General features: G+C 57.1%; 17 protein-coding genes. 6 read left to right on the top strand and 11 right to left on the bottom strand.

All coding sequences use genetic code 11. The features are described from left to right. The first annotated feature begins 139 nt into the window (after positions 1-139). Genes AC2FF7_RS17705 through AC2FF7_RS17690 form a run of 4 tightly spaced genes read left to right on the top strand, consistent with a single transcriptional unit; the run spans position 140 to position 4,076 of the window. A complete protein-coding gene (locus AC2FF7_RS17705) occupies positions 140-1,285 on the top strand; it encodes an acyl-CoA dehydrogenase family protein (RefSeq protein WP_496906061.1) in 1,146 nt (381 codons plus the stop codon). Continuing rightward, positions 1,282-2,052 (top strand): 3-ketoacyl-ACP reductase, encoded by a 771-nt coding sequence (locus AC2FF7_RS17700; RefSeq protein ID WP_480869869.1) that lies wholly within the window; start codon positions 1,282-1,284, stop codon positions 2,050-2,052. Before AC2FF7_RS17705 ends, AC2FF7_RS17700 begins: the two co-directional genes overlap by 4 nt. Positions 2,053-2,061: 9 nt before the next feature. Then, the gene (locus AC2FF7_RS17695; RefSeq protein WP_480869871.1) at positions 2,062-3,210 is read left to right on the top strand and encodes a dihydrodipicolinate synthase family protein; all 1,149 of its coding nucleotides are present in this window, start codon (positions 2,062-2,064) and stop codon (positions 3,208-3,210) included. Then, the gene (locus AC2FF7_RS17690) at positions 3,138-4,076 is read left to right on the top strand and encodes a sugar phosphate isomerase/epimerase family protein (RefSeq protein ID WP_496906060.1); all 939 of its coding nucleotides are present in this window, start codon (positions 3,138-3,140) and stop codon (positions 4,074-4,076) included. Before AC2FF7_RS17695 ends, AC2FF7_RS17690 begins: the two co-directional genes overlap by 73 nt. A 20-nt stretch (positions 4,077-4,096) precedes the next feature. Here the strand turns inward: AC2FF7_RS17690 and AC2FF7_RS17685 are convergent, their stop codons facing one another. The 3 genes from AC2FF7_RS17685 to AC2FF7_RS17675 are packed head-to-tail and all read right to left on the bottom strand — an operon-like array spanning position 4,097 to position 6,777. Next, positions 4,097-4,408, bottom strand: coding sequence for a Dabb family protein (locus AC2FF7_RS17685; protein ID WP_480869875.1), 312 nt, complete (start codon positions 4,406-4,408; stop codon positions 4,097-4,099). Positions 4,409-4,432: 24 nt separating this feature from the next. Beyond that, positions 4,433-5,197, bottom strand: coding sequence for an enoyl-CoA hydratase/isomerase family protein (locus tag AC2FF7_RS17680; protein ID WP_496906059.1), 765 nt, complete (start codon positions 5,195-5,197; stop codon positions 4,433-4,435). Beyond that, positions 5,197-6,777: an acyl CoA:acetate/3-ketoacid CoA transferase gene (locus AC2FF7_RS17675; protein WP_480869879.1), complete on the bottom strand. Its 1,581-nt coding sequence runs from the start codon at positions 6,775-6,777 to the stop codon at positions 5,197-5,199. The genes AC2FF7_RS17680 and AC2FF7_RS17675 overlap by 1 nt, the downstream gene beginning before the upstream one ends. 146 nt (positions 6,778-6,923) lie before the next feature. Between AC2FF7_RS17675 and AC2FF7_RS17670 the strand changes: the two genes are divergently transcribed. Beyond that, positions 6,924-7,742 carry an aldo/keto reductase gene (locus AC2FF7_RS17670; protein WP_496906058.1) on the top strand — a complete coding sequence of 273 codons (819 nt, stop codon included), beginning with the start codon at positions 6,924-6,926 and terminating at the stop codon, positions 7,740-7,742. Between the two features lie 54 nt (positions 7,743-7,796). Here AC2FF7_RS17670 and AC2FF7_RS17665 read toward each other — a convergent pair whose 3' ends face one another. The 8 genes from AC2FF7_RS17665 to AC2FF7_RS17630 all read right to left on the bottom strand — a co-directional run bounded on the left by AC2FF7_RS17665 (position 7,797) and on the right by AC2FF7_RS17630 (position 17,165). Next, positions 7,797-9,395, bottom strand: a complete 1,599-nt coding sequence (locus AC2FF7_RS17665) for a GMC family oxidoreductase (protein WP_496906057.1) — start codon at positions 9,393-9,395, stop codon at positions 7,797-7,799. Beyond that, positions 9,395-10,897 carry an aldehyde dehydrogenase family protein gene (locus AC2FF7_RS17660; RefSeq protein ID WP_496906056.1) on the bottom strand — a complete coding sequence of 501 codons (1,503 nt, stop codon included), beginning with the start codon at positions 10,895-10,897 and terminating at the stop codon, positions 9,395-9,397. The genes AC2FF7_RS17665 and AC2FF7_RS17660 overlap by 1 nt, the downstream gene beginning before the upstream one ends. A 92-nt stretch (positions 10,898-10,989) precedes the next feature. Then, complete coding sequence (locus tag AC2FF7_RS17655; RefSeq protein ID WP_496906055.1) at positions 10,990-11,478, bottom strand: hypothetical protein; 489 nt, start codon at positions 11,476-11,478, stop codon at positions 10,990-10,992. A 24-nt stretch (positions 11,479-11,502) separates the two neighbouring features. Continuing rightward, positions 11,503-12,537, bottom strand: a complete 1,035-nt coding sequence (locus tag AC2FF7_RS17650; protein ID WP_496848112.1) for a zinc-dependent alcohol dehydrogenase — start codon at positions 12,535-12,537, stop codon at positions 11,503-11,505. Then, positions 12,534-13,475: an ABC transporter permease gene (locus AC2FF7_RS17645; RefSeq protein WP_496906054.1), complete on the bottom strand. Its 942-nt coding sequence runs from the start codon at positions 13,473-13,475 to the stop codon at positions 12,534-12,536. Before AC2FF7_RS17645 ends, AC2FF7_RS17650 begins: the two co-directional genes overlap by 4 nt. 10 nt (positions 13,476-13,485) lie before the next feature. After that, the gene (locus tag AC2FF7_RS17640) at positions 13,486-14,994 is read right to left on the bottom strand and encodes a sugar ABC transporter ATP-binding protein (protein ID WP_480869890.1); all 1,509 of its coding nucleotides are present in this window, start codon (positions 14,992-14,994) and stop codon (positions 13,486-13,488) included. 10 nt (positions 14,995-15,004) lie between these two features. Next, a complete protein-coding gene (locus AC2FF7_RS17635; protein ID WP_170356330.1) occupies positions 15,005-15,970 on the bottom strand; it encodes an ABC transporter permease in 966 nt (321 codons plus the stop codon). Positions 15,971-16,058: 88 nt separating this feature from the next. Then, the gene (locus tag AC2FF7_RS17630) at positions 16,059-17,165 is read right to left on the bottom strand and encodes a sugar ABC transporter substrate-binding protein (protein WP_170356329.1); all 1,107 of its coding nucleotides are present in this window, start codon (positions 17,163-17,165) and stop codon (positions 16,059-16,061) included. Positions 17,166-17,307: 142 nt separating this feature from the next. Here AC2FF7_RS17630 and AC2FF7_RS17625 point away from each other — a divergent pair, with 142 nt between their 5' ends. Further along, a complete protein-coding gene (locus AC2FF7_RS17625) occupies positions 17,308-18,057 on the top strand; it encodes a TetR/AcrR family transcriptional regulator (protein WP_496906053.1) in 750 nt (249 codons plus the stop codon). The last annotated feature ends 161 nt before the right edge of the window (positions 18,058-18,218 follow it).

Below are 18,218 nucleotides of genomic sequence, written 5' to 3'. Positions count from 1 at the left end.
GCCTACGCCCGCCCAACTGCACTTCAAATAAGTAACTGTTTGGTTATTTATCGCAATCGACTGACGCGATCAACCCACTTGACGCAGCAAGGGTGCAACGCATATTAGTAACTGATTAGTTACATTATGGGGCGCAACTATGTTTCTCACGGAAACCCACATTCAGGTCCGGGACATGACCCGCCAGTTTGCCGACAATGTGATCCGACCACTGGCCGAAGAGCTGGATCGGGATTCCCGCTTTCCAGCCGAAATCTACGACCAAATGGCCGAACTGGGTCTGTTTGGAATCTGCGTTCCAGAAGAAATGGGCGGACCCGGCTTTGACACGATCACCTACGCGCTGGTGATGGAAGAGCTTTCGCGCGGCTATGCGTCCATTGCGGATCAGTGTGGATTGCTGGAGCTGGTCACCACCTTGCTGGTGCGCCACGGCACCGCGGACCAACAAGGTAAGTGGTTGGCTGACCTGCTGGCTGCCAAATTGCGCCCCGCTTACTGTATCACGGAACCCGAGGCTGGCACGGATGTGTCCGGCATCCGAACAACCGCCTTGCGCGATGGGGACAGCTGGGTTCTGAACGGCGGTAAAATCTGGATTCACAACGCGCCCGTGGCTGATATGGGCTTTGTCCTTGCGAGAACGGATCCCGAAGCCGGTCATCGCGGCATGTCGATCTTTGTCGTCGACCTTCACGCAGCAGGTGTGACGCGCGGACCGAAAGAGATCAAGATGGGCCAGCGCGCCAGTCAGGTTGGCCCCCTGTCCTTTGACGATGTCCGACTACCCGCCGACGCATTGCTGGGCACTGAGGGGCGCGGGTTCCACATGATGATGAGCGTGCTGGACAAGGGTCGCGTCGGCATAGCTGCGTTGGCCGTTGGGATTGGTCAGGCCGGCTTGGAGGCCGCCACTGATTATGCCCAACAGCGCAAGCAATTCGGCAAGCAAATTGCGGACTTCCAGGGCGTTCAATGGCTGTTGGCCGATATTGCCAAAGACGTCGAAGCGGCCCGGCTGCTGGTACATTCAGCCGCTTACAAGATCGACGCCGGGCTGGATGCGACCAAGGCGTGCTCGATGGCCAAGTGTTTTGCTGGGGATATGGCCGTGCAACGATCGTCGGACGCGGTGCAGGTTTTTGGCGGATCAGGTTATATCCGGGGGTTCGAAGTCGAGCGCCTTTACCGGGACGCCAAGATCACGCAGATTTACGAAGGCACAAATCAAATTCAGCGTATGATCATCGCACGAGAGCTATTGGCGAAAGGGGCCGCAGCATGACACCTCAGGCCGCACTTGTGACCGGGTCGTCCCGTGGGATCGGTTTGGCCGCTGCGGTTGCACTGGCGCAGGAGGGGTTCTCGATCGCCCTGAACGGCCCCGTGGCGGATGACGAACTTGCAGCTGCCGCAGAAACAATTCGCGCCATGGGCGTACCGGTCGTCACGGCACCTTTCGACGTGTCCGATATCGCCGTACACGATAGCAAGCTGGCGGAAATCGAGGCAGAAATCGGCCCGCTTACGACCTTGGTGAACAATGCAGGCGTTGGCGTTATGCAACGCGGTGATCTTCTTGAAGTGACCCAAGAAAGCTATGATCGCTGCATGGCTGTGAATACCAAAGCGATGTTCTTTCTGTCGCAAGCCTTCGCCAAGCGGCTGCTAAGCCGTACGCGTGACGCCGACGCGTTCCACAGCATCGTTAATGTCACCTCATCCAACGCCGTGGCGGTGGCGGCCCCGCGTGCGGAATACTGCGCCTCGAAAGCAGCCGCTGCGATGATCTCGAAAACCTTTGCAGTGCGGTTGGGCCAAGAGAATATCGCGGTCTATGACGTGCAGCCCGGACTGATCTCGACCGACATGACCGCACCGGTGATCGAGATGTATGATCAGCGCGCCAAAGATGGCCTGACCCTGTTTCCCCGCGTCGGCCAGCCCGAAGATATGGGGCGCATCATAGCCTCGTTGGCAAGCGGCAAGCTTCCCTACACAACCGGACAGGCGATCTCGGCGGATGCCGGTATGCTGGTCCCTCGGTTCTAAGGTGTTTCGATGAAAATTCAGCTTCCCGATACAACCGGCGCTTTGCAGGACTATCACCTGACAGGCACACCGGTTGCGCCCTCGAAACTGACGCCGAATTCCGCACGGGTGCTGTATTCTGCGGCGCATGTGGTCGCAGACCCGTTCGGCGACCACGACCCTACGGGTCCAGCCCATGTGGACTGGGAAAAGACGTTGGAGTTCAGACGGTATCTTGCAGATATGGGGATGGGCATTGCCGAAGCGATGGATACCGCCCAACGCGGCATGGGTCTGGACTGGACAGGCGCATTGGAACTGATCCGGCGCACCAAAGAGGAACTGCCGGATGCCCTGGTCGGGAATGGGTGCGGCACCGACCACCTTGATCCTGCAGATGCCAAGACGTTGGACGACGTGCGCCGCGCCTACCTGCAGCAGGTCGAAGCCATCCAAAAGATCGGCGGTCGCATTATCCTGATGGCCTCGCGTGCGCTGGCCAGGGTTGCTAGGGGTCCAGAGGACTATATCTCGGTCTACAGCGATGTTCTGGCCGCCTGTGACCAACCGGTCATCCTGCACTGGTTGGGAGAGATGTTTGATCCACAACTGACCGGGTACTGGGGTTCCGACGCGTTTGAAGATGCGATGAACACTGCTTTGACCGTTATCAGCGCAAATGCAGACAAGGTGGACGGGATCAAAATCTCGCTGCTAGACGCTGAAAAAGAGGTCATCATGCGTCGCCGCCTTCCCGCTGGCGTTCGAATGTATACCGGCGACGATTTCAATTACCCCGAACTGATCGAAGGTGATGATCAAGGGTATTCTCATGCCTTGCTTGGAATCTTCGATCCACTTGCCCCAGCGGCCGCCTATGCGGTCAGCAAACTGAGCGAAGGTGACGCGTCAACCTTTCGCGCCACGCTGGACCCCACTGTGCCGCTCGCGCGCCATATCTTTCGGGCACCCACACAATGTTATAAAACGGGCGTAGTATTCCTGGCCTGGCTGAACGGGTTTCAGGATCACTTCATCATGCTGAATGGGGCGCAGGCAACGCGGTCTCTGCCCTATTTTACTGACTGCTTTAGAATGGCTGACGAATGCGGTTTGCTGCGCGATCCCGATCTGGCGGTCGAACGGATGCGCCACATGCTGAAACTCTACGGGGTCTGATCCAGATGCGCGATTTCTCGCAGGATCATTCTGCACTCGCGCTGAATACCGCGACGCTGGGCCATAATCTGGACGGGTTTGGTGCGGGATGGTCACCCGAGCAGATCATCGACGCCTGTGCCGCGCGTGGGTATGGAGGGATCACCTTCTGGCGGCGAGAACTGGACGGACGCGAGGCCGAGATCGGCGACAAGGTCCGCGCTGCCAGGCTGCAAGTGGTTGGCCTATGCCGAACGCCGTTCCTGACCGGACCACTGGCGCTGCCCTCGGACCAGCAGATCATGGATGACTTTTACCTCTCTATCGACCAAGCAGCAGGGCTTGGCACGGATGTCCTGACCATTGTCACCGGCGGACCAGAGCCTGGCACCAAGGGCGTTCTGGACAGCCAGAAAATCCTGGCGGACCGCGTCGCACGGGCCGCAGCTTATGCGGCCGACCGCGGCGTAAACCTGGCGCTCGAGCCGCTGAACCCCGCCACCGCGGGCAACCGCACTTGCCTGATGACAGCAGCCGATGCTTTGAATGTCTGCGATACGATAGGCGCGCCGAATGTGGGCATTGCCGTCGACGTTTATCATGTCTGGTGGGACACCACGCTGGCCGATACATTGGCGCGACGCGCGAACGGGCGCATTCTGGGCTATCACCTGTGTGACTGGCTGGCCGATACCACGGATATCCTGCTGGATCGCGGCATGATGGGCGACGGTGTCGCGGATCTTCGGGCCCTGCGCTCCGCTGTAGAGCATGCAGGCTACAAGGGGCTGTGCGAAGTCGAGATCTTCTCGGCCGACAACTGGTGGAAACGCGACCCAAACGAGGTATTGGACGTGATCGTGGACCGGTTCCGTACCTGTTGCTGAGCTTGGTTCAGCTGCGCCTTCTATACCTCGATATCACACACGAATACACCGTCAGGGCCATTGACTGTTTTGCCAACGATCCGGCCTCCGACTTCCTGATGCGCAGGGTCGACCAGATAAACATCGCGCACGGACTCGTCGCGGAAGTCAAACCAGAACATGTCATTGAAGCCCCGCACCAGATCGGTCTCGACCGACACATTGCTTCGGCTTTGGAAGTCCAAAATGCCCTCGATATGACCAGAAAGACCGGCCAAATCCCGATAGAGCGTGGCCTTTTCTTCGTCGGACACGTCGTCCTTAAAGCGCAGGTGAACAAGGTGACGTATCATATTTAGGCCCTCATGATTTGATGCTTACCAGAAATCAGGTTTTTTGCGATCCTTGAACGCGGCCAAACCGGTTTTCAACTCGGGTTGGACGGCAGCGATCCGACCTGCCAGCGCTTCGAAAACACGCTCACGTTCCTCGCCCTCAGCGGCGTTGATCAGCATTTTGACAAGCTCTGTAGCCACCGGCCCACGATGGCGCATCCGGTTGGCCAGCTCATCCGCAGCGGCAAGGCCCTGCCCTTTTTCGACGACCTGATCCACAATCCCCGCAGTCAACGCATCATGGGCCGAGAACTGCTCGCCGAAAAGCGCCATGCGCCGGACAAGCTGGGCACCGAACCGCCGGACCGCCCGCTGAGTGCCAGACCAGCCGGGAATGATCCCCAGCGCCGGTTCAGGCTGTCCGATCCGAATGTGATCCTCGGCAATGCGGTAATCGGCGCACGCCGCAAGTTCCAGACCACCGCCCAAAACATGCCCGTTCAGCACCGCAATCACAGGCTGTCGCAGCCGCGTCAGGGCATCCAGCGCCTGATGCCCATCGCGGAGCCAATGGCGGCCGAATGCGTCTGCCGATTGGCTGGACCACGCGTCGATATCACCCCCTGCGCAAAACGCCTTTCCCGCACCGGTCAGGATCACAACATGCGCGTCCTGGGTGTGTTCGATCTGACGGCACAGCGCCATGAGCGCATCCATCATCGCCTCATCCATGGCGTTCAGGCGCTCGGGGCGGTTAAGGGTCAACCGCGCGATGCCGTCCCGAATATCCAGAAGGAAATGCTCCATTAGCCCGCCGCGAGTTGCAGCCCCATCAGGGCCGGGTCAAACAGGGCCGCGTCCATCCGGACAAGGTCATCTGAAACTAACAAGGGTGTCGCCGCCTGATCCAGAATATCGCGTTGCAGGTCCAGCCCGGGCGCGATCTCGGTCACCATGAGGCCCTTTTCGGTCAGCTTGATCACGCAGCGCTCGGTCACGTATGTCACGTCCTGCCCCTGCATCTGTGCCCGCTTACCTGAAAATGAGATTTGATCGACCTCATCCACAAACTTGGCCACTTTCCCCTCTTTCAGAATTTTCAGCTGACCATCCTCAATGGCCATCTTGGCTCCTGCGTTGAAGTTGCCAGAAAAAACGATCTTGCGCGCCCGCGCTGTGATATCCACGAACCCTCCTGCTCCGGCAGTCCGGTGCGGAATGGCTGACAGACGCGAGACGTTGACCGAGCCGTGTTTGTCCACCTCGAGGAAGGACAGAAGCGAGGCATCAAACCCGCCCGCCTGGAAATAACAGAACTGATGTGGCGACGGCACGAAGGCCTCTGCATTGGCGGAACAGCCAAATTTGAAATCCAACAATGGTACCCCGCCAACCGCGCCTTGCTCGATCATCCACGTGACCGAGCCATGCAAACCCTCTTCGACCAGAATACGCGGAACGTTGGCCGAGATGCCGAACCCGATATTTACAGCCCAACCATCCTTCAACTCTTTCGCCACACGGCGCGCTATGACTTTCCCGACGTTGAAGTCGGCCGTTCGAAAGCTTTCGATCGGGCGGGTCAATTCGCCCGAAATTGCCGGGTCATATTCCGTAGCCGTGGTCTGTAACTGGTCGGGCGCTTCGACAATCGCGTCGATCAAAATACCGGGTACGTGCACGTCATGTGGTCGGATACTTCCTGCCGCCGCGATGCGTTTGGCCTGAGCAATCACCACGCCACCGTTGTTGCGCGCCGCCAGGGCCATCTCCATCGCGCCCAGATAGGCCCCCTCGTGTTCGAAACTCAGGTTACCTTTTTCATCGGCTGTGGTTGCTCGAATAATCGCCACATTCGGCGCCATTGATTTGAAATACAGCCAATCTTCGCCTTCGAACTCCATCCGTTTCACGATGGGCTCGGCACGGGCAGCGGCGTTCATTGCGCAGCCTTCGATCTCGGGGTCGACAAAGGTTTCCATACCAACTTTGGTCAGGACACCCGGACGTTTGGCGGCAGCCTCGCGCAGCATGTCAAAGATAATACCCGACGGTACGTTATACGCGCGCACCTGTTCGCCCGTGATCATCTGCCAGACAAGCGGCGGTTCCGCATTGCTCGGCCCCGATGGGTAAGAACCGCCAATGATCCGACTTAGCAGACCCGGTTTGGCGATATGATCTACCCCCTTCGTGCCAAAAAAGTCACCTGCAGCTATGGGATGAATGGTCGTCAGATTTGTTGGCGCACCCTCTTCATCAAAGCGCTCGCCAAGGCCTTTCAGAACTGCATCCGGACAACACAAACCACTTGAAGAATTCACCGCGACCGTCGCACCATCGGGTACAAGATTTGCCGCTTCGCGTGCCGTCATCTGCTTGCTCATGCGATCCTCACGAAAGTAACTAATTGGTTATAAGTTATGCCTTCAGGTGCACCGAAAAGCAACAAAAATAACCAAAACAAGGGAATTGACCGAACCTCAAGTAACTAATAAGTTACTTATTGAGTTTGTTCTTTGGGAGGATCACCGTGAACATCTATTTTCAAAACACTTATCAGCGTACCTTCGGCACATTCCCCCTGACCGGAGCAGAACTTCGCGACTCGATGGCGATTGCAGCCGAGATCGGGTATCGGTCCTTTGACACCGCTCAAATGTATGAAAATGAGAAGGAAACCGGTGACGCGCTGGCCGAAATTGGCCTGAAACGAGATGAAATGTGCGTCACGACCAAAGTGCATCCGGACAAATTCAGTGACGACGCGTTCCTGCCATCCGTGGAAGAAAGCCTTAAGAAGCTTCGCCTTGATTACGTGGACGTCCTGTTGTTGCACTGGCCACCTATAGGGGGGGATATCGCGCCATCTTTGAAATTGCTTGAACAGGCTCATGCAAAGGGTCTGGCAAAGAACATCGGCGTCTCAAACTATACCGCGCAAATGATGCGAGACGCAGTCAAGATCATCGAAACACCGATCGTGTCCAATCAGGTCGAGTTTCACCCGTTGCTGAACCAAGATGTGCTTCTGGCAGCCGCCTCTGAAACGGGCATCCCTTTGTCGTCCTACTGCTCGGTGGCGCGCGGAGAGGTGTTCAAGCACCCGATTTTTGCCGAGATCGGTCTAGGCTACGGAAAAACCGCCGGACAGGTCGTGTTGCGTTGGATTTTGCAAAAAGGTGTTCCGATCAACACCATGTCTACAAAACGCGCTAACATTCAGGCCAATTTTGACGTGATGGATTTCATCTTGTCCAACGTTGATATGGATCGGATCGACGCCATGACCCAGGCAGGTTATCGGATCGTCACCGAAGACTTGGTGCCTTGGGCCCCCGATTGGGACTAAAGAAAAAAGCGGCGCCCATTCAAGGCGCCGCCAGTTCGGGGAGGTAAATCGATTTCAGTGATTGCCCCGGATCATGTCCGCCGCTTTTTCGGCCATCATGATCGTCGGTGCGTTCGTGTTAGACCCAATCAGGCTGGGCATGGCTGAACTGTCGCATATCCGCAGCCCGTCAATCCCGCGCACCCGCATTTGCGGATCGACCACCGCCATCTCATCCAGGCCCATTTTGCAGGTACATGTCGGGTGATAAGATGTCCGGCCATATTGGCGGGCATAGGCTTCGTATTCGGCCTGTGTTTTCACGTTGTCACCGGGGAAGTGAATTTTGCGGATGTAGTTTTGCAGACTTTTCTGCCGGAAAATCTCGACACTGTGTTTCACCCCTTCGACCGAGATTTTCAGATCATCCGGGTGACCCAGGAAATTGGGATCGACCAGCGGCATATCCTCGACCTTGTTTGACCGCAGACGCACTGTACCACGGGCCTTGGGACGCACAGTGTATGAGTTCAGCGTAATACCCGAGCTGCCTTTGGGCACGCTGGGCACCCCGGCCTCGGCACCGGCACCTGCAAGGAAATGAAATTGCAAATCCGGCACGGGGGCCGTGTCGTCGCCATACCAGAACGCCCCGCCTTCAACCACGTTCGAGGTCACAGGCCCCGAGCCGAACAAGTAATACTGTATTCCGGCCCAGGCCGCCCAGTGAGGCTTGTTGTACTTGTCCAGACTATAGTGCCCGTTCAGTTCGGCCACGATATCGATGCCAAAATGGTCGTTCAGGTTCTCACCCACACCGGGCAAGTCTTGCTTCACCTCGATCCCGTGCTCGCGCAGATGCGCGGCGGGGCCGACACCCGACAGCAACATCAGCTTGGGTGTTCCGATCGCGCCCGAAGTGACCAGCACCTCCTGATCCGCCGATGCGGTTTCAACCTGTCCACCCTGATCAAATTCCACTCCGGTCGCCCGGCCATTTTCGATGACAATCCGATGCACCTGACACCCAGTTTTGACCGTCAGGTTCCCGCGCGACATCGCCGGTTTCAGATATCCCACAGCAGCCGAGCAGCGTTTCGCGTTCCAGGTGGTCGTCTGGTAAACGCCTGCACCTTCCTGAACCGCCCCGTTGAAGTCGGGGTTATACGGGATGCCCGCCTCTTGGCACGAGCGCACAAAGGCGCGGGTCATCTCTTGCGGGTCCGGGATGTTGGACACACCCAAAAGCCCTTCGGTCCCGTGCCAGTCTCCGGACAGGATTGCATTGCGTTCGGACCGAATGAAGTACTTCTGGATGTCCTTGAAGGCCCAGCCTTCGCACCCTTCCTCATTAGCCCAACGGTCATAATCGACCGGGTTGCCGCGCGTGAACACCTCGGCATTGATCGAGCTTCCACCACCGATCACCCGGCCCTGAGCATAGGGGATCTCACGGTTATTGGCGTTGACTTGCGGGACGGTGTTAAAACCCCACGTATGCGGCCCGTCCGTCATCTTGGCAAAGCCCACAGGCATGTGGATCAACGGGTGATTGTCCTTTCCGCCCGCCTCAAGCAGCAGCACCCTGACGGCGCCGTCTTCGGTCAGGCGATTGGCCAAAACACAGCCCGCTGATCCGCCACCAACGATGATACAGTCAAATCCGTTTGCCATTACTCTACCCAATGCGACCGTTTGCCGATCTCGACATGGATCGACTTGATCTGCGTATATTCCTCGACGCCGTGCATCCCGGCCTCGCGGCCCCAACCGGACGCCTTGAACCCGCCAATCGGCAGTTCAGGCCCCCCAGCTAAAGTTGTGTTGACCCAGAACCGTCCGGCCTGAACGCGGCGAGAGATGGTCAGCGCCTTGTCGATATTCTTGGTCCAAACACTTGCCGCCAGACCGTATTCAGTATCGTTGGCAATCGAGATCGCTTCGTCAATCGTATCAAACGGGATCACAACCAGAACCGGGCCGAAAATCTCTTCGCGCGCTATGGCCATGTCGTTGGTCACATCAGTGAATACCACCGGGTCGATATATTGCCCGCCCGAGATTTCGGGCGTTCCGCCCCCGATCAGCAGGGTCGCGCCCTCTTCCTGACCCTTGGCGATGTAGGACAGGATGGTGCGGTTCTGCGCGTTTGTCGTGATCGCGCCCGCCTGGGTGCGTTCGTCCAACGGATCGCCCACGCGGACCTTGCGCAGCTTGTCCGCGACCATGCCTGCAAACTTTTCTGCAATCGAGCGTTCGACCAAAAGGCGCGCACCGGAAACGCAACACTGGCCGGTGTTGAACGCGATGCCGAAGGCCACACCATCGGCTGCATCTTCAAGGTCCGCATCAGCAAAGACAATCTGCGGATTCTTACCGCCCAGTTCCAACCCCAGCTTTTTGAAATTGCTCTGCCCCGCCGCCGCAACGACCGAGCGGCCAACAGCGGTCGAGCCGGTAAAGGACAGCATATCCACATCCATGTGTTCCGCCAGCTTCTGGCCGATCACGCTGCCTGATCCGGTGACCACATTGAACACACCATCCGGCAATCCTGCTTCCGACAGGATCTCGGCCAGCAATAAAGTCGTGGCACTGGTCACCTCGGAAGGTTTGGCAACAATCGTGCAGCCCGAAGCGAGGATATAAGGCACCCGCTCGCACAGGATCAGGAAAGGGAAGTTCCAAGGCGTGATCAGACCGACAACGCCAACCGGCTCACGGGTGACAATGCCCAACGCGCCATCGCCGCTGTTGTTGAAACTCTCCCCATGCAAAGCTAGCGCCAGACCGGCAGCGAATTCGAACATACCAATGCAACCGCCAATCTCGCCCCGCGCCTGCGCGATGGGCTTGCCGTTCTCCAACGTTTCCCAATAGGCGATCTTATCGGTGCGCTGGCGGATCAGATCGGCCGCTTTCAATAAAACAGCCGCGCGGTTAGACCCGGACAACCCGCACCAGCGGCGATCATCGAACGCCGTGCGCGCCGATGCGACGATCTCGTTCAGATCATCCTCGGTACAGCGCGGGATGCGCGTGACCGGCACGCCATGACCCGGCGAGGACCGCTCGAACACGTCGCGATCACCGGCGGGAACCCATTTGCCGTCCATGAAGAACCCAAATTCACGGGGCTCAGAAGGCGGTGTAAGTATCTGTGCGTTTTGGTCCATAGTCGGGGCTCCGAGAAAAAGCGTCAGGCTGAGGCGTCCAGGCCATCGCGGAAATCGTTCCACCCACCATCCACCGAGGACGGCGCATCATGCTATTGGTGCAGAATTTCACCGGTCGCAGGGTCTTTATCCGGAATCGGCAGCATCATGATCCGTTTGGCGGCCGCCTGGAACATTTCCGGAGTCAAAAAAGCCTCTTGAATATTGTCCCAGTCGCGGCCCCCGGCGTAACCGCCACACATCATGATGTCGTCGGATCGGCCGACCATCTCATGACTGACACCCGCAGGCATGACGATAACATCGCCAGCCTCGATCCGTACCCGAGTCCAACCTTCGACAGATAGGTTAAACTCCATCCAGCCCCGCGCGCATCCCAGACATTCATGAGATGTCGAATGGAAATGCGGGTACTCGTAAACGCCCGGATATTCCCAGTTGTTGCCCCAGCCATTTGCGCGGAACCGGGCCTTGACGGCATCCACGCCGCCACCTGGGATCGCTCCTCGATGGATCAGCAGGGGAAAACGGCTGTTCGGGATCATGCCTTCTGGTTTGGATGTATAGACTTCGACGGTCATGCTGAGCTCCTCCCTCTCTGGCGTTTACGTCATCGTTATTTGGGTTTTCAGATCAGTCGGACGATCCTGGAAACTGTCAAATGCTTCCTGAATGCAATCCAGCGGATAAATCGCTTGGGTAAAGCGTTCAGTTTTTATCCGACCGTGGGTCAACAGGGTCAGCGCGTCATGCATATCCTGCCCCATCCCAGCGACAGAACCTTTGATCGAATTCTCTTGCAGGATGGTTTGCAGGATATCGACAGGCAGGGTCTCTCCTGCACCAGTCAGTCCAAAGGCCGCGATATGACCCCCTTTTCGAGCCAGTTTGGTGGCCTGTTGATAAAGAGCAGGCAGGCCAACGCTTTCGATCACCACATCAGCACCGCGACCATCCGTATGATCCCTAACCACCTGTTCCAGTTGGTCTGGATCGGTGACACCAACATCCGCCCCGACCTCGAGCGCCATGTTCACACGCGCCTTGGACAAATCCGCAACGATGATCGGCGCCGCCCCGATCGTGCGCAAGAGTTGTACGTGCAGGTTACCGATGGGGCCCGCGCCCAGTACCACGACCGACTGGCCAAATGTGATGTTGGCTTTACGCGCACAGCGCACAACACAGGCCAAAGGTTCGGTCAACGCCAACACTTCGGCAGCTGTGTCCTGCGGAGCTGGAATAACAAGGCGCGCGGGGACGCAGATGTATTCGGCAAAGGCGCCATCCATGGTGATACCCATCTGCTGCATCTCGGGGCAGTTCAGGATTTCATTCCGGCGGCACCAATAGCAGGTGCCGCAACCGATATTCATATCGACCACAACCGGCGCACCAACCGTCAGGCCGGCTACGCCTTCGCCCAACTCGGCAATTGTGCCCGTAAATTCATGACCGGGTATCAGGGGCAGGCTGTCGGCCGCGTAGTGGCCGTTAAAGATATGCATGTCGGTCCCGCAAATCCCGACCCGTATGATGCGAACCAGAACTTCACCCCGGCCTGGGTTGGGGCGTGCGACGTCAGTGACCTCGAACCGACCGGGTTCGGTCAGCACCGCCGCTCGCATGGTCGGGGTCATTTCACAACCCTCAGCTTGGTTCGGTCGATGGTCAGTGCGATGGCCACAATCAGAATAAGGCCAAACACCATCTGCTGTTGCGTCGCTTCGACCTCAAAATAAAGCATCGAAGACCGGATCACAGCCACGATCAGAGTGCCAATCAGGGTGTTGATCACTCCGCCCACACCACCGGTCAGCGGTGTCCCACCCACCAAAACCGCGACGATCGCAGGCAGCAGGAACCCGTTTGCCAGAGTGGGAGAGCCTCCGGACAATTTCACTGCAAACAGCAAGCCCGCAATCGCCGCCAGTCCACCGGACAGAGCGAACGCCATGATCTTGATGCGATTGACATTCAGGCCCGAGGCCACGGCGGCAGGTTCCCCCGCCCCCACAGCCTTGAGCGCACGGCCAAAGGTGGTGCGTGATTGCAGGAACCATGCACCCAGAACCAACGCGGCGGCGATGAACAATTCGCTGGGGATGCCCGCCAGCGATCCGGTCATCCAACCAAAGGTCGAATCCCGAAGTGTGGCGTCCATGAACAGCGCGCGCTGCCCTGACATGTATTGTGCGGCGGAAAAGGCGATGCCGCCAACCGCAAGGGTCGAGATAAAGGACGGCACAAACAAGCGCGTCGTGACAAAGCCCGAAACCCCGCCCAGCACAACACCGGCTAGAATGCAGATCAACGCAGCACCAATGCCAAAGGTTGGCAGGGCAATCGTGGCCACGACTGTGGTCATGTTGGCAACCGACTGCGCAGACAAATCTATCCCGCCGATATAGATTGCGAACGTCATGCCAAGCGCCATGATGAACAGCGGCACGATATCCGCCGCCATCGAAATCAAGTTGGAAGGGCGCAAAAAGTTGGAATCTGCAGCCCCGACGACCAGAACCAGAACCAACAGAGTGATCCAGGGCAAATGCGGTTTGATGCGTTCAAAACTCATGTGTTCGCCCTCAGATCATGTGATGGACAAGGTCATACAGCGACGGTTTGTCCCCTGGGCTGCAATCGAAACGTTTCTGGGCGATACCGTCCTTCAGGACGATAATCGTGTGGCTGAGGCCAATGGCCTCTTCCAAAGTGTCAGCGACCAGAATGATGCCGACGCCGTCATCCGACATCTCGCGTACCATGTCATAGACATCTTCTTTGGCGCCGATATCCAGACCGCGCGTCGGGTGATCCAGCAGGATGATATCGGACCCGGCCGAGCGCCATTTGGCCAGCACAACCTTTTGCTGGTTGCCGCCCGACAACCCGCCACAATCCTTGTAGACATCTGGTGTCTTGATCGCCAAACGATCGATCCATTGTCGAGCCAGTTTTTTTTCCTCACCAATCCGCAACACGCCCGAATTGGCATAGTTTCCCATCTGGCTGAGCGTCATGTTTTCGTAAACGCTCATGCCTGCGACGATCCCTTCAACCTTGCGTTCGCGAGGGATGTAACCAACGCCGTTGGCGACCCCGACTTGCGCGTTGAATTTGCTGACGGGAACGCCCTTGATGCTTACGGCACCGGTAGATGGAGTTTCGAGCCCAAAGATCGTGCGCAAGATCGCCTCGCGTCCCGAGCCTTCGGTACCGACCAGACACAAAACCTCGCCGGGGCGCAGATCGAATGAAATGTCCGAGTACTTTCCCGTTGCAGTCACGTTCTGGAAGGCAACCAGCGGCTGTGCCTCAACCTGATAAGGTTTTTGCTTCTGCTCGCGGTAATATTCCTTGTCGACATCGCGCCCGACCATCTTGTGTTGGATCGCATCAACATTCGCATCGTCGTGGGCGACGACGTCTACAACTTCGCCGTCTTTCATCACATAGATACGGTCGGACAGGTCCAGAACCTCGTCCATTCGGTGGCTGACAAAGATGAACGACGCCCGTTTTGTCAGCTCACGCACAAGCGAAAACAACAACTCGACCTCTTCCTTTGCCAAAACTGAGGTTGGTTCATCCAGCAGGATGACCAGATCGCCGTCGATCCGTTCTTCAAGGGTCAGCACCTTGGCCAGTTCCACCAGCTGGCGCTGCGCAAAGGATAGTTTCGACGTTGTCATCGCCGGATCGATGTCCAGTTTGACCTTAGACAGTTGCTTGCGCGCGGCCTCGGCCATGGCTTTCCAGTTGATAACGCCGTAGCTCACGAATTGCTGCTCGAACCCCAGAAAGATGTTCTCCATCACGGTCAGGTTGGTTATCAGCGATTGTTCCTGAAACACCATGCCGATACCGTGATCCATCGCCTGACGCGGGTTCTGGAACCGAACCTTAGTGCCGTCGATGGTGATGTCGCCGCCGTCGGGTTGGTATGCCCCATAGATGACCTTCATCAGGGTGGATTTGCCCGCACCGTTTTCGCCAACGAGGCCCACGATCTCGCCGCGCCCGATCTTGAAGTCCACGGATTTCAGAGCGTGGACGCCGGGGAATTTCTTGTCGACATTGATCAGTTCGTACATCTGCCCGCCCCTATTTCACGAAGGTTACGGATTTGCGGTCGGTCGATAGAACCACCGCGGCGATGACCAATATGCCCAGAACACCGTCTTGCACGTAGCCGGGCAATCCGATCACAACCATGCCGTTGTTAATGACATTCACGATCAACACACCGATCAGCGTATTCCAGACACCGCCGATCCCGCCCCACAGAGCAGTACCACCCACCACAACCGAGGTGATCGACACGAACATGAAATTCGACCCTGTCGCTGTCTCGGCAATACCGATCCGCCCCACGGCCAACAACGCGCCGACCGCATAAAAGACACCGGCCAGTGCAAACCCCATGATCCGCACGCGGTTGACGTTTAGACCTGAAGCATGAGCCAGTTCCTCGCCCCCGCCAACAGCATAGAAGTTACGGCCCAGTGTCGTACGAGACTGGATGAACCAAGCGATCAGTAGAAACAGAAGTGCGACATAGCACATGATGGGAAATCCGAACCAACGCTCGGTCAGCAGCGAACGGAACAGGTCGTCCTCCACTCGGATGCGGTCGCCCCCTGTCAGCAGCAGCGCGAAACCAGTGCCGACGAAACCCATTGCCAGAGACGCCATAAACGACGGTATCTTCAGCAAGACATGCACAAGCCCGTTCACTAACCCGATTGCCCCGCCGACAAGCAAGGCCAGAGGGATGGCAAGCCACGCCCAGGACGCCAACGTGCCACCCAAAGCAATGAAAGCAAAAGCAAACACCACGGCACAAACCGAAACCGTGCCCTCCATCGACAAGTCGATCGATCCCATTATGATGATGAATGTCACGCCAATAGCAACCATCAGCGCCGGCGCCGAAGAAATTCCGATCCGCGCAAAGTTGCGCAGTGAAAAAAAGCGCGGCTCCATCGCCGTAAAGAACAGGACCAAAACCAAAAGGACGATCAGGGGCGCCCATTTGATCAGAACATCCCGTGTCAGCACATTGCTCACGTGCTTCCTCCCACTGAGTGAACTGGTGGTGGTCGATCAAGTCGGACCCGAATGTACGAGCCGGCTCTGAGGCCGGCTCGCAATCACATTATTTGTATTGAATTTGGCCGTTCGACGTGGACCAGAAATCTTTCCAATCATAGGTCGGGACACTGTCCAGATACTCGGCCTTGAACGCTTGGGCGTCTTCTGGGCGGACCATGATGGTCGGGCCATAGAATTCGCGGTGTTCGTTTGGTTCGTCAGAGGGCTTGAAGTGACCCGTGGCCGCGTAATACGCCAATGCCGCCGTGATACCGCCACCCCAGTGCGGGTTGGTGAAGACGGTGGCCAGGATCTTGCCCTCGCCCACCAGCTCAACCGCCTGCGGGTTACCATCATATGATACGATGGGCATATCTTCGATTCCTTCCGCGCGCAGGGCCTCTAGCACGCCGTAAGCAATGGTGTCATTGGCGCAGTGAACACCCTTGATGTCATCCCCATACCGGGTGAGGAACGCGCTCATGACCTGATTGGCTTTCTGCGTATCCCAGTCGGCGGGCTCTGCCGCCAGCAACTCGGCATTCGGGTAGTCTTTCAACGCGTTCTTCAGACCGGCCAGCCGCTCGATCGCTGGGTTATTCGAGGCGATACCGCCCAGATGAACAACGCCACCGGAACCGCCCATGGCATCCAATAGAATGCGCGCGGTTTGCTCGGCTGGGCCTTCGTCGGACCAGCTCATGTGGCTGACATAGTTGTCGCCGAAATCCCAGGGGTGCAGGTCGTCGGTCTTGTTCCACAGGGTCGAAACATAGGCCCCTGCTTCGACACAGGATTCCACAACCGGACGCGCATTCGGAGCATCGTTGGTGTCGATGGCCAACGCGAGTTCGCCATTTGTCTTGGACAAAAGCGCTTTTACATCCGCCAGCGATTTCTCAGATGAGCCTTCGTTGATCAGGTGCGTCAGGAAATCCTTGGGTTTACCCAGACTTTCGACAAAAGCCTCGCCGCCGGACACGATCTCATTCCAATATGGGTTCGTGCGATTGCGATAAGACCAAGCAACAGTTGGGTCCGTGATGGCAGCACGCGCCATTCCACCCAACATGCTAGAGATTGCTGCACCGCCAACACCATACGCTGATGCCAGCAACAGGTTACGACGGGTTATCGTCTCCTGCGCGATATAGTTTTTGATGAACGACATATTTTCCTCCCATTACGATCTGCACCTTGGGTCCGCGATTGATGACCCGGTTCGGACGCGCGGCATTGATCGCGGCTATGCACGCCTTTAATGCACTAACTAGTTACTTCTTTACGAAATGATGTGTCAAGCGTTAAGAATGATGGAAAACAGGGGGCAATCGCTCATTCAAAACAGATGTGGCTACACCTCTGCGGCTCATCAGAGTAATAGAAAGGTTCATCAGAAGGGTTTAGCCGTGGCCGAAATACCGAAAACAAAAAAGAAAAGAGACGCCGAGGCGACCAAGTCCAGAATCCTAATGGCCGCAAAGAGTGAGTTTGCCAAACGGGGTCTGGGTGGCGCACGCGTTGATGAAATCGCTGAACTGGCCGAAGCCAACAAACGCATGCTGTACCACTACTTTGGCAGTAAGGAAGACCTGTTTCGAACCGTACTGGAGGAAGCCTATCTGGATATCCGCAAGGCCGAGCGGGAATTGAACCTCGAAGATTTGTCCCCGACTGATGCACTGGAAACCCTGGTGCGGTTCACTTGGCAGTATTATCTTGATAATCCTGAATTTATTACACTGGTTAACAGCGAAAACCTGCATGGCGCGCGACACATAAAGTCGCTTGATAACCTGCCAGAAACTATGCGCGGTCTGGTTGGAATGGTGGACGAAATCCTGGTCAAGGGACAGGCTACAGGTGAATTCAGAAGCGGCATCGACGCTGCTCAGTTGAATATCACGATCGCCGCGATCGGCTATTATTACCTGACAAACCGGCATACGGGCTCGTTTCTGTTCGGGCGCGATCTTATGGAAGAAAAGGCGCTGGACGAACGTTTGGCCTTCAACATTGAAACTGTTTTAAGATTGGTCCGAGCTGACGCACAGGGGAATTGAGAACCGCTTTTGACTAGTCGCTTTCGGCCTTAAATCTTTTGCAGTGCGGCCTTGAAGAAACAGGTTCTTGCCAATCACTTTGAAGGGTAACCAACCTTCTGTGACTGCGAAAACCCACCTGTTGCGCAAACAGGCTCCGAGGTTCGCAAGCGGTCGGGCCG

The sequence above is a fragment of the Ruegeria sp. YTSC325 genome, from assembly GCF_059609525.1.
The sequence above is the reverse complement of the archived record's forward strand: the minus strand, read 5'-3'. Positions and strand labels throughout refer to the sequence as shown.